Genomic DNA, 12,807 nt, shown 5'->3' on the forward strand with positions numbered 1-12,807 from the left:
CTACTCCTGCGGTGTGGGTGGGGTGGGAGTCGGGTCAGTCTGTGGCTGAGCGTCCTGCTGTATGCCGTGAGCCGGCCGGTCCTGGGCGCCCGCCTGCGCGTCGGGTCCGGCGGGAGCCGCGTCGGGCACCAGCCAGAGGACGCCCAGCGGGGGCAGCATGAGCGTGACGGAGTGCGGCTGACCCTGGTGCGGGTCGTCGGTGGCGGTGACCGACCCCATGTTGCCCACCCCGGACCCGCCATAGGGGTCGGCGTCGGTGTTGACCAGCTCGCGCCACCGGCCGGGGCGCGGCACGCCGAGCCGGACCTCGCGCGGTGTGCCGGAGAAGTTGGCCGCCGCCACGAGGACGGGCCGGTCGCCGCCCTCGTCCTGGGTGCCGTAGCGCACGAAGCTGAAGGTGTTGCCGCGCGCGTCGTCGGCGTCCAGCCACTGGAACCCGGCGCTCTTGTGGTCCAGCTGCCACAGGGCGGGGGTGTCCTGGTAGGCCCGGTTGAGGTCGCGCACCAGGTGCTGCACCCCGACGTGCGCCGGCTGGTCCAGCAGCCACCAGTCCAGGCTGCGCCCGTCGGCCCACTCCGAGATCTGGGCGAACTCCTGGCCCATGAAGAGTAGCTGCTTGCCGGGGTGGGCCCACATGAACGCCAGGTAGGCGCGGAGGCTGGCCAGCTGCTGCCAGCGGTCGTTGCCGCCCATCTTGCGCACCAGCGAGCCCTTGCCGTGGACGACCTCGTCGTGGCTGATCGGCAGCACGAACTGCTCGGAGAAGGCATACATGAGCGAGAAGGTCATCTGGTGGTGGTGGTACTGCCGGTGGACCGGCTGTCGCTGGACGTAGTCGAGCGAGTCGTGCATCCACCCCATGTTCCACTTGAAGCCGAAGCCCAGTCCGCCGGCACTGGTCGAGCGGGTCACCCCCGGCCAGGACGTGGACTCCTCGGCGATGATGACCACGCCGGGGGCGCGGCGGTAGGCCGTGGCGTTGGTCTCCTGCAGCAGCGCCACCGCCTCGAGGTGCTCGCGGCCGCCGTACTTGTTGGGCAGCCACTCACCCTCGTTGCGCGAGTAGTCGAGGTAGAGCATGGAGGCCACGCCGTCCACGCGCAGCCCGTCGGCGTGGAACTCCTCCAGCCAGAACAGCGCGTTGGCGACCAGGAAGTTGCGGACCTCCGGGCGACCGAAGTCGAAGATGTAGGAGCCCCACTCGTTCTGCCAGCCGCGGCGGGGGTCGGGGTGCTCGTAGAGCGGTGTGCCGTCGAAGCGGGCCAGTGCCCACGGGTCGGTGGCGAAGTGGCCGGGCACCCAGTCCAGGATCACGCCGACCCCGGCCTGGTGCAGCCGGTCGATGAGGTAGCGCAGGTCGTCGGGGTTGCCGAAGCGGGAGTCGGCCGCGTAGTAGCCGGTCACGTGGTAGCCCCACGAGGGGGCGTAGGGGTGTTGCATCACCGGCATCAGCTCGACGTGGGTGAAGCCCATCTCGGTGACATAGCCGGTGAGCTGGTCGGCCAGGTCGCGGTAGGACGCGCCCTGCCGCCAGGAGCCCAGGTGCACCTCGTAGATGCTCATCGGCCCCTCGTGCGGGTTGCGCTGCGCCCGCCGGGTCATCCAGTCGCCGTCACCCCACTCGTGCCAGCTGTGCGTGACGATGGAGGCCGAGCTGGGCGGCACCTCCGCGGCCCGCGCCATCGGGTCGGCCTTGAGCCGTCGGTGACCGTCCGGGCCCGTGATGTCGAACTTGTAGCGGTTGCCCTCCCACACACCCGGCAGGAAGATCTCCCAGATCCCGCTCTCACCGAGCACCCGCATCGGGTGGGCGGTGTTGTCCCACTGGTTGAAGTCGCCGACCACGTGGACCCCGCGGGCGTTCGGCGCCCACACCGCGAAGCTGGTGCCGCGCACCTGACCCAGCGGCCCGTCATACTCCCTCAGGTGGGCGCCGAGGACCGTCCACAGCTGCTCGTGGCGGCCCTCGCCGATGAGGTGGCGGTCCATCTCGCCCAGCGTGGGGAGGAACCGGTAGGGGTCGTCCTGCTGGTGCCCGACGCCGTCGCCCCAGGCCACCTCGAGGCGGTAGTCGGGGATCTCCGTCAGCGGCAGCGCCACCGTCCAGATGCCGTGCGTCTCGTGCCGCATCGGGTGCCGCTCGCCGCCGGCGAGGAGCACGGTGACGCGCTCGGCCAGCGGGCGCAGCGCCCGGATCGTGATGCCCCCGTCGTGCGGGTGGGCGCCGAGCAGGGAGTGCGGGTCGCGGTGCAGCCCCCGCATGAGCAGCTCCACCTCGTGCGCGGCGAGCGGTCTCTCCCCAATTTTGAGAGGGGTTTTGTCGCCCTGCCCCGCATTTTCGTAGTGGTTTTGCTGGTCGGTGGCGTCGGCGTCCGCCGGGGAACCACCGGACTCGGTGGGGCCACCCTCCTCGACAGCTCCCGCGGCCCCAGGCGTCGCGGCGGTGGCGCCCCTCCCAGCGGCTCCACGACCGGCGGTCGGTGCTGCAGGGGCAGCCTCGGCGGAGGACCCGCTTGCCGGCCGACCCACCAGGGCGCGGACCGCGGCGACCGGGATGCCGACCCACGCCGGCCGGTGGCGCGCCTCGTAGACCACCTCGTAGAGCGCCTTGTCCAGCTCGAGCGCGGCCAGCACCGGGTCGGAGGTGCTCACGTCCTGGCCGGACTGCGCGGCGTACCCCTCCAGGAAGGCGGCGCGGGCCGCCCGGGCCCAGCCGGCCCGGTCCAGGTCGGTGTCCTGCGCGAGGGAGCCGGCGGCGTAGTCGAAGGAACGCAGCATCCCCGCGACGTCGCGCAGCGCCAGGTCCGGGAGCGTGCGCTCCTCCAGCGGCCGCAGCGGCTCGCCCTCGAAGTCGACCAGCACCCAGCCGCGCTCGGGCACGTCCAGCACCTGGCCGAGGTGGTAGTCGCCGTGGACCCGCTGCAGGGGCGGCCAGTCGGCCTCCGCCGCGGCGGCGAAGACCGAGGTGACCTGCTCGTCATACTCCGACAGGGCAGGCACCTCGGTGAGGGCGTCAGTATGCCGTGCGCGCAGCCGGTCGAGGATGGCCGCCCGACTGTCCTCGGTCAGGTCCTGGCTCCCGAAGGACTCCCGGAGGGTGGCGTGGACCTCGGCGGTCGCGACCCCCAGCTCCCGGGCGCGCTCGGTGAAGTCGGTGTCCTCCCGCGCGGCGACGAGGGCGCTGCGCCAGGCGTCCTGGACGCCGGGCAGGAACTCCTGGGCGAAGGCGAGGTGACCGTGGGCGGTGCTGCCGTCGGTGTGCGGCCAGTCGCCGGTGACCCAGCCGACGGGGCGGGGGACCCGGGTGCTGCCGGCCTCCGCGAGGGCGCTCTGCACGGCGACGTCGGGGTTCTCTCCCGGGTGGAGCACCCGGAAGACCTTGATGATCACCGGCGCGGACTCACCGGGCTCGCCGGTCTCCACGATGATCGAGGTGTTGGACTGCTCGCCGACCAGCACCGCCGAGCGGCGCACGACCGGCCGGGGACCCTCCGAGGCCGCGGTGGTGGCGCAGCCGGTCACCCGCGCTCCCTCGCCCTCCCCGGTCACGGTGCTGCCCGAGTGCATCAGGTCGGCCAGCGCCTGGACGTAGACCGGGTCGTGGCAGCCGTCGTAGATCCAGCGCGTGCCGAGCTCGGAGTGCTCGGCGGTGGCGACCAGGGCGGTGTGCAGCTCGGGCGCCGGCTCCCCGCGGTAGGTGAGCGGCACGTGGTAGACGACCGGGGCTGGCCCGGACTCGTCGACCACGATGTGCGTGTCGATGCCGACCTGCCCGTCCGGGTCATCCAGGCGGTAGCCGCCGATCCGCCGCAGCTCCGGCACCCGTCCGCTGCCGGTGAACCAGCGCTGGGCGGCGAGCCAGCCGGGCAGGAACTCGGAGAAGGACGGGGTCAGGGTTGCCATGTCAGGCTCCTTCGGGGATGAGGCCGAGCCAGAAGAAGTCCTGGGCCCCCAGGGTCAGGTGGATCCGCCCGTCGGCGTCGACGTCGGGGAAGCCGTTGCCGCCGAACAGGTCCGAGGTGATGGCGCCGGCCAGCTCGGCGGGCAGGGCGATCCGCGCGGCCTGGGGCCGGGAGGACAGGTTGTTGACGCACAGCACCGCGCGCACCCCCTGGACCTCCGGCTCCGCACGGCCCCCGATCTCAGCCTCCGGCACGGCCGCGCCCGTGGACACGATGCGGGTGTAGGCCAGCACGGCGGGGTTGTCGGCCTCGGCCAGGCTGAAATCGCCGATGCCGAAGACCTCGTGCCGGCTCCGGATGGCCAGCATCCCGCGGGTCCAGTGCAGGAGCGAGGAGCCGGAGGCCATCTGCGCCTCCACGTTGACCGCCCCGTGGTGATAGACCAGGCTCGAGATCACCGGCAGGTAGAGCTTGCCCGGGTCGGAGGTGGAGAACCCCGCGTTGCGGTCCGGTGTCCACTGCATCGGGGTGCGCACGGCGTCGCGGTCCTGCAGCCAGATGTTGTCGCCCATCCCGATCTCGTCGCCGTAGTACAGGCACGGTGACCCGGGCAGGCTCAGCAGCAGCGCGTTGATCAGCTCGAGCTCGCTGCGCGAGTTGTCCAGCAGCGGTGCCAGCCGCCGGCGGATCCCGATGTTGGCGCGCATCCGCGGGTCGGGGGCGTACCAGCCGTACATCGCCGAGCGCTCCTCGGCCGAGACCATCTCCAGGGTGAGCTCGTCGTGGTTGCGCAGGAAGGTGCCCCACTGGGTGCCCGGCGGGATCGGCGGGGTCTCCCGCATCACCCGGATGATCGACTCGGCCGTCTCCTCCCGCAGTGCGTAGTAGAGCCGCGGCATCACCGGGAAGTGGAAGCACATGTGGCACTCGGGCGCCTCGGGCGTGCCGAAGTAGTCCACGACCTCCGCCGGCAGCTGGTTGGCCTCGGCCAGCAGCACCCGGCCGGGATACTCCTCGTCCACCATCGCCCGCAGGCTCGCCAGGAACTCGTGCGTCCTGGGCAGGTTCTCGCAGTTGGTGCCCTCCTCCTCGAACAGGTAGGGCACGGCGTCCAGCCGGAAGCCGTCGATGCCCATGTCCATCCAGAACCGGACGACGTCGAACATGGCCTCCTGGACGGCGGGGTTCTCGAAGTTCAGGTCCGGCTGGTGGCTGAAGAACCGGTGCCAGTAGAACTGCCGCCGGACGCTGTCGAAGGACCAGTTGGAGACCTCGGTGTCGACGAAGATGATGCGGGCGTCGGCATACTTGTCGTCGGTGTCGGACCACACGTAGAAGTCGCCGTAGGGCCCGTCCGGCTCGGCCCGGGAGGCCTGGAACCACGCGTGCTGGTCGCTGGTGTGGTTCATCACCAGGTCGGTGATGATCCGTATGCCGCGCGCGTGCGCCTGGGAGATCAGCTCGTGGAACTCCGGCAGGGTGCCGAACTCGGGCAGGACGGCGGTGTAGTCGGCCACGTCGTAGCCGCCGTCCCGCAGCGGCGAGGCGTAGAACGGCGGCAGCCACAGACAGTCCACCCCGAGCCACTGCAGGTAGTCCAGCCGGGAGATCAGGCCGCTGAAGTCACCGGACCCCGAGCCCGTCGAGTCGTCGAAGGCCCGCACCAGCACCTCGTAGAAGACGGCCTTGCGGAACCAGTCCGGGTCGTACCTCAGGCCGGGTTGCTGCAGGTTCAGGCCGCGCATCAGAACTTCCTGACGTGGATGATGTGGACCGGCAGACCGCCCTGGCCGAGCTGGACGAAGTTGGCCTCCCCCCAGTGCCACTGCTGGCCGGTGAGCAGGTCGTGCGCCACGAACCCGTCACCCCAGCCGAGGCCGAGCGAGGGCATGTTCAGGTGGATCGTGGTGCCCCGGTTGGAGTGCGGGTCCAGGTTGGCGACGACGACGATCTCGTCGCCGTCCGACCCGTCGTGGGCGCCGCCGCCGCGCTTGGAGAAGACCAGGAAGTTCTCGTCCTCGGCGCTGTGGAAGGTGATGTTGCGGATCCAGTGCAGGGCGGGGTGCTCGCGGCGGATCTCGTTGAGCCGCTTCAGGAACGGCGCCAGGTTGGGCCTGCCCTGCGCCTCGCCGGTGCCGCCGTGCTCGCCGTCCAGGTCCCAGCGGCGGTTCTTGAACTCATACTTCTCGTTGTCGATGTGCTCCTCGGCCCCCGGCCGGGCCACGCTCTCGCAGTGCTCGTAGCCGGCGTAGATCCCGTAGGTCGGGACGAGAGTCGCCGCCAGCGCCGCACGCAGCAGGAAGGCGGTCGGCCCGCCATACTGCATGTAGGGAGTCAGGATGTCGTGGGTGGTGGGCCAGAAGGACGGCCGCATGTAGGCCGCCGCGGCCCCGGACAGCTCCTGGACGTACTCCCGCAGCTCACCGGCCTGGTTGCGCCAGGCGTAGTAGGTGTAGGACTGCTGGAAGCCGACCTTGGCCAGGGTGTGCATCATCGCCGGCTTGGTGAACGCCTCGGCCAGCCAGATCACGTCCGGGTGGTCCACGGCCACGTCGGCGATGAGCCACTGCCAGAACTCGACCGGCTTGGTGTGCGGGTTGTCGACCCGGAAGATCTTGATGCCGTGGTCGATCCAGACCTGGATGACGCGCCGCACCTCGGCGTAGATCGTGTCCGGGGCGTTGTCGAAGTTGACCGGATAGATGTCCTGGTACTTCTTCGGCGGGTTCTCGGCGTAGGCGATGGTCCCGTCCGCGCGGGTGGTGAAGAACTCGGGGTGCTCGGTGGCCCACGGGTGGTCCGGCGCGGCCTGCAGCGCCAGGTCCATGGCGACCTCCAGGCCGAGCTCGCCCGCGCGGGCCACGAACGCGTCGAAGTCGTCGAAGTCGCCCAGGTCCGGGTGCAGAGCGTCGTGCCCGCCCTCCTCCGCGCCGATCGCGTAGGGCGAGCCCGGGTCGTGCTCGCCGGCGACGAGCGTGTTGTTGGGACCCTTGCGGTTGACCCGGCCGATCGGGTGCACCGGGGTCAGGTAGACCACGTCGAAGCCCATGTCGGCGATCGCCGGCAGCCGCTCCTGCGCGGTCTCGAAGGTGCCGGAGGTCCACAGGCCGGTCTCCGGGTCCCGGGTTGCGCCCTCGGAGCGGGGGAAGATCTCGTACCACGCCCCGTGCAGCGCCAGCTGTCGCTCCACCCACCAGGTGAACTCACGGCTGGGGCTGACCAGGTCGCGCAGCGGCTGGTCGGTGAGCAGCTCCCTGAGGTCGGTGCCGGCCGCCAGCCGCTCGTGGGTGGGCGCGGCGGTGTCACGCAGTATGCCGATCGCCCGGGTCAGGCGCTCGCCGTCACCTGGGGGGCGGGTCACCTCGTCGCGGGCCCGCTCGAGGACCCGGGCGCCCTCCTCGAGCATCAGCTCGACGTCGACGCCCGCCTCGACCTTGATGGTCGCGTCGTGGTGCCAGGTGGCGTAGGGGTCGGACCAGCCCTCCACGCGGTAGCTCCACAGGCCCTCGCGGTCCGCGAAGATGGTGGTGCCCCAGTGGTCCAGGCCCGGGTTCAGCAGGTGCATCCGGACGTGGTGCTCGCCGCCGTCCGGGTCGGTGAGCACGACGGTGGCGTTGACCTTGTCGTGGCCCTCGCGGAAGACCGTCGCCGTGACCGCGAACAGCTCGTTGACCACGGACTTCGTGGGCCGCAGCCCCCCGTCGACGGCGGGGCGGACGTCCTGGACGGGGATCCGCCCGATCGGGTGTTGCCCCACGAGGTCGAGGACGGACTGACGGGTCGGGTCCTTGCCGGGTGTCTGGCTCACGAGCCCGACGCTACCGGTCCTGCGACGGGTCCGCACGGGCCACGGTCGGGGACGCCGCGCCTAGCGCCTACCCTTGTGCCTCGTGAAGGCAATCCGCAGACTCCACGTGCGCACCGTTCTCCCGGACGCACTGTCCCCGTTGCACGACCTCGCGCTCAATCTGCGCTGGTCGTGGCACCAGCCGACGCTCGACCTGTTCGAGAGCATCGACCCGCAGAAGTGGGAGGCGGTCCGTCGCGAGCCGCTCGCCATGCTCAGCGCGCTGACCCCCGACGACCTGGCCGCCCTGGCGGGCGACGCCGGCTTCGTCCAGCGGGTCCGCGAGGCGGGCGAGGGCCTGCAGCGCTACCTGACCGAGCCCCGGTGGTACCAGCGCGAGGCGGAGGCAGGAGCCGCCGCCGGCGGCTTCGGCCAGGCCTACGCCTACTTCTCGCCCGAGTTCGGGATCACGGCGGCGCTCCCGCAGTACTCCGGAGGCCTCGGCATACTCGCCGGAGACCACCTCAAGAGCGCCTCGGACCTCGGCGTGCCGATCGTGGGCATCGGCCTGTTCTACAAGAGCGGCTACTTCCGCCAGCGGCTCAACGCCGAGGGGTGGCAGCAGGAGTCCTACCCGGTCCTGGACCCCGACGACCAGCCGCTGTCCCTGCTGCGCGAGGAGGACGGGACCCCCGCCGTCGTCTCGCTGGCGATGCCCGGCGACGGCCAGCTGCACGCCCACGTGTGGCGGGCCCAGGTCGGCCGGGTGCCGCTCCTGCTGCTCGACTCCGACGTGGAGACCAACGAGCCCAGCAAGCGCGATCTGACCGACCGGCTCTACGGCGGTGGCGGCGACATGCGCCTGCAGCAGGAGATGCTGCTCGGCATCGGTGGCGTGCGGGCACTGCGGCTCTGGTCGCGGCTCACCGGCGCCCCCGCCCCGGACGTCTACCACATGAACGAGGGCCACGCCGGCTTCCAGGGGCTGGAGCGGATCAGCGAGCTCACCACCGGGGCGGGGCTGTCCTTCGAGGAGGCACTGCGCGCGGTGCGCGCCTCGACGGTCTTCACGACGCACACCCCGGTGCCCGCCGGCATCGACCGGTTCGGTGTCAACCAGATCTCCCAGCACTTCGGTGGCGCTGCCGCTCTGTCCGGCGTGCCGCTGGCCAAGCTCCTCCCGCTCGGTGCGGAGTCCTACGAGGGCGGAGACCCCGGTGTGTTCAACATGGCCGTGATGGGCCTGCGCCTGGGTCAGCGCGCCAACGGCGTCTCCGTGCTGCACGGCGCCGTGAGCCGCGGCATGTTCCAGGGCCTGTGGCCGGGCTTCGACGAGGACGAGGTGCCGATCGGCTCGATCACCAACGGCGTCCACGCCGGGACCTGGGTGGACCGCAAGGTGTTCGACCTGGCCACCGAGTTCATGGGCCCGCACGCCATCGCCGACGGCACCGCCTTCTCCAACGTCGAGCAGGTCCCGGTCGACCGGATCTGGGCCACCAAGCGCGAGATGCGTGAGCAACTCGTGGAGGAGACCCGGGCCCGGCTGCGCAAGTCGATGCGGACCCGCGGCTCGACCTCCGCGGAGTTGGGCTGGATCGATGACGTCCTGGACCCGGACATCCTGACGATCGGCTTCGCACGGCGAGTTCCGACATACAAGCGACTCACCCTGATGCTCCGCGACCCGGAGCGGCTGAGCAGGATCCTGCTCGATGAGGACCGCCCGGTGCAGCTGGTCATCGCGGGCAAGGCGCACCCGGCCGATGACACCGGGAAGCGGCTCATCCAGGAGATGGTGAAGTTCACCGACGACCCGAGGCTGCGGCACCGGATCGTCTTCCTGCCCAACTACGACATCGCGATGGCGCAGCGGCTCTACCCGGGCTGCGACGTCTGGCTGAACAACCCCCTACGGCCGTTCGAGGCGTGCGGCACCTCCGGCATGAAGGCCGCGCTCAACGGTGCCCTCAACCTGTCCATCCTGGACGGCTGGTGGGACGAGTGGTTCGACGGCGAGAACGGCTGGGCGATCCCCACGGCCGACGGGGTCGACGACGACCGCCGTGACGAGCTGGAGGCGGCGGCGCTGTACGACCTGCTGGAGAACAGCGTCGTGCCGACCTTCTACGACACCGACGACGCGGGTCTGCCCACCCGCTGGCTGGAGATGATCCAGCACACGCTGGGCACGCTCGGGCCGAAGGTGATGGCCGACCGGATGGTGCGGGACTACACGCAGACGCTCTACCTCCCGGCGGCTCGGGCTGGGTGGGCCGTGCGGGACAACGACTTCGCCGGGGCCCGTGACCTGGCCGCCCGGGTCGACCGGATCCGTGCCGCGTGGCCGTCGGTGCGGGTGGACCACGTGGAGGCCGAGGGCGTCAGCGACAGCCCGCAGATCGGCGAGACGGTGCGCGTGCACGCCTACCTCTCGCTCGGGGAGCTGTCGCCGGAGGAGGTCAAGGTCCAGGTGGCCTTCGGGCGCGCGTCCGAGGCCGACGAGCTGACCGAGGTGGAGACCAGCGTGCTGCGGCACGTGGAGTCCTACGACGGTGGCAAGCACCGCTTCGACGGCGAGCTCGAGCTGACCCGCACGGGGTCCCTGGGCTGGACCGTCCGCGTGCTCCCCGCGCACCCGCTGCTGGCCTCCGATGCCGAGCTCGGCCTCGTCACCAATCCGAAGATGTAGGGGTCACCCACAAGAAAGATAGGGGTTTTGCGGTTCGATCCCGCATTTTCGTAGTGGTTTTGTCGGTCGATCCCGGCTTTTTGCAGGGGTTCTGCTGACTGTCCTCCACAGGCCCCCGCGACCCGGCCCCGCCCTCAACAGGACCTGCACGCGGTCTGGCGCGACGGCATACTGGCGCGCAGCCTTGCCCGCAGGAGGTGGTGAGGTGACGTTCCAGATCAGGCGGACAGCGGAGCTGTTGGCAGAGGGCATGACCCGGCACGCGGTCGACCAGCTGCCACGGATCGAGGGCATGAACGGTCTGCGCGTCCTGGGGAGCGAACCCGAGGACCGCCGACTCCTCCGGGTCCGGGCCGCGTGGGTGAAGGCGCCCGCCGGTTCCGTGCTGGCGGGGTGGGCGGCGGCCGTGGTCCACGGTGTGCCGGACAGTTTCGTCGACGGGACCGTGGACGGGACCCGGCTGCGGCCGGTCGATCTCGGCGTGCCCGAGGACGCCGGGAGCTATGACACCCGCGGACTTCGACCACGGCGGTCGCGGGTCCCGCAGGCGCAGCAGATGGTCATCGACGGCATCCGGGTGACCAATGGCCAGCGGACCGCGCTGGACCTGGCCCGCTGGACCCGGTCTGACGCGCGCACACTCGCCATGCTCGACCTGTCCGCGCGGTTCGAGCTGATGGAGCCGGGTGCGTTCCACGAGTTCCTGGACCCGCTCGGTGGGCTGCACGGGCTCGCCCGGGTCCGTGAGGTCCTTCCGGGTGTCAGCTCGCGGGCGGAGTCCGTGCCCGAGAGCGAGATGAGGCACGCGTGGGTGGAGGCCGGGCTGCCGTCGCCGCTGGTCAACCAACCCATCCACGACAGGCGCGGGCATTTCGTCGGCCGCCCCGATCTGTTCGACGGGGAGAGCGGTCTGGTCGGGGAGTACCAGGGGTTCTGGCACCACCTGGACCTTGCCCCGGAGGAGGATCAGGCCCGTCGTGACCGGTTCCAGGCGATGAACATGACGGTCGTCGAGATCTGGAAGGACGACCGGGAGCGGATGGAGTCACTGCTGCTCGACGGATACGCGCGAGCCCAGGCACGGGACAAGCGTCTCGACTCCTGGACGTTGTCACCGCACGAGGCAGTATGACGTTTAGCTGGCTCGCAGGAGCACCCATCGGGGTGCGTGGGCCGGACCCGCAGGGTCGAGCACCGGGGGGACTCCGCTGTCCCGGTGCTCGGTGTGTCCTCACCCCGCAAGAAGCCGGGACAGGTCGTCCATGAAGTGCATCGCGACATCGACGCCGAGTGCGGTGCGGTGGAGCGTCCGCCCCTCGCGTCGCCAGACACCGGTGTCGTCCGCCGCCCAGAGCAGCCGCTCCACCTGACGGTCGCTCGCGGTGCGAGCCGGTGAGCTGCCCACACCCAGGTCGACCCACGGGTTGGCATCGTGCTCCCACCACCAGTCCTGGACCTCCGACACCTCGACCCGGTCGACCGACTCGGTGAGGAACGGCAGGAGCACCCGCATCACGGGGTCGAGAGGCTCCAGGAAGTGCCGTGTCACGATGGCGGAGGCGACGAGCCGGTGGCCCAGCTGTGCCCAGTCGTCCGGGGATCGCTCGCACTGCGGGTCCGCGGCGGGGGTTGCGTGCACACGCGTGGGCCCGACCTCGATGAGATGCGCAGACGCGCAGGAGCGCCACAGGGACTGCAGCGAACGAGTGGGCACGAGGACGTCCAGATCTCCGAGCTGCCCGTCAGGGGCGCGGTCACCGGGGCCAGGTGACTCGAAGAGGCCGGGCACCCGCAGCGGGGAGCGGGCGAGAAACTCTGCCTCCCACCGCTCCAGGTCGAACTCAAGGAACGCCTCCCGCACGTGGGCAGGGCTGAGGATGCCCTCGGCGACATGCTTGCCGTCACCGATCCACCGGGCGAACCTCAGGCACTGCTGCACGTAGGGCGACTGCTCCGCGTCGCGCGCGGAGTCCTCCCCCGGCGGATCCTGCACCCACTCGTCGTGGGGGCCGGGCTCCAGTGCCCACGTCTCGTCGTGCGTGAAGTCGTCGAGGAAGCCATCGTCGAACTCCTCGTCGTCGTCCCAGTCGTCGGGGTCGCCGCTCCATTCCTCGAGTGCTTCCTCCACGGTCATCGACTGGCGCCCCGCGCTGTCGAGAGTGGTGTCGATCATCGTCGGCGCGGCGCGTCGGGCCTCCTTGGCCAGGACCTTGGGCTCGGCCGAGCCAGAACGCATCCGGCCGGTGGCGCGCAGGAACCTCCAGAAGGTGTCAAGGGTTTCCACCAGGGCCTCGACGTCGGACGTGTCGAGCCCCGAGGGCGTCGGCCACTCGTGAAGCAAGAGCCGTTCCGCGGACCCTGTCGGCCACTCCGCAGCTGCGTGTCCCTCCCGACGGCACACTGAGAGCGCGGCAACCAGGAGGCCA

General features: G+C 70.9%; 6 protein-coding genes. 2 read left to right on the forward strand and 4 right to left on the reverse strand.

The annotated features are described in order from the left end of the window. From glgB to MWU75_RS09465, 3 genes are read right to left on the reverse strand one after another with little or no spacing between them, the layout of a single operon-like run. Positions 1–3,903, reverse strand: coding sequence for a 1,4-alpha-glucan branching protein GlgB (glgB, locus tag MWU75_RS09455; RefSeq protein WP_247089935.1), 3,903 nt, complete (start codon positions 3,901–3,903; stop codon positions 1–3). 1 nt (position 3,904) lies between these two features. Further along, positions 3,905–5,647, reverse strand: a complete 1,743-nt coding sequence (treS, locus tag MWU75_RS09460; protein WP_247089937.1) for a maltose alpha-D-glucosyltransferase — start codon at positions 5,645–5,647, stop codon at positions 3,905–3,907. After that, on the reverse strand, positions 5,647–7,710 hold the full coding sequence (locus MWU75_RS09465; protein WP_247089939.1) for a maltotransferase domain-containing protein: 2,064 nt from the start codon (positions 7,708–7,710) through the stop codon (positions 5,647–5,649). The genes treS and MWU75_RS09465 overlap by 1 nt, the downstream gene beginning before the upstream one ends. Before the next feature lie 82 nt (positions 7,711–7,792). Here MWU75_RS09465 and glgP point away from each other — a divergent pair, with 82 nt between their 5' ends. Beyond that, a complete protein-coding gene (gene glgP / locus MWU75_RS09470) occupies positions 7,793–10,381 on the forward strand; it encodes an alpha-glucan family phosphorylase (RefSeq protein ID WP_247089941.1) in 2,589 nt (862 codons plus the stop codon). Positions 10,382–10,586: 205 nt separating this feature from the next. After that, positions 10,587–11,513: a hypothetical protein gene (locus MWU75_RS09475; RefSeq protein ID WP_247089943.1), complete on the forward strand. Its 927-nt coding sequence runs from the start codon at positions 10,587–10,589 to the stop codon at positions 11,511–11,513. A gap of 99 nt (positions 11,514–11,612) precedes the next feature. On the opposite strand, the gene MWU75_RS09480 is transcribed toward MWU75_RS09475, so the two are convergent. Beyond that, positions 11,613–12,665 (reverse strand): hypothetical protein, encoded by a 1,053-nt coding sequence (locus tag MWU75_RS09480; protein WP_247089945.1) that lies wholly within the window; start codon positions 12,663–12,665, stop codon positions 11,613–11,615. Between the last annotated feature and the right edge of the window lie 142 nt (positions 12,666–12,807).

It is taken from the genome of Ornithinimicrobium sp. F0845 (assembly GCF_023015765.1).
GTDB lineage: Bacteria > Actinomycetota > Actinomycetes > Actinomycetales > Dermatophilaceae > Ornithinicoccus.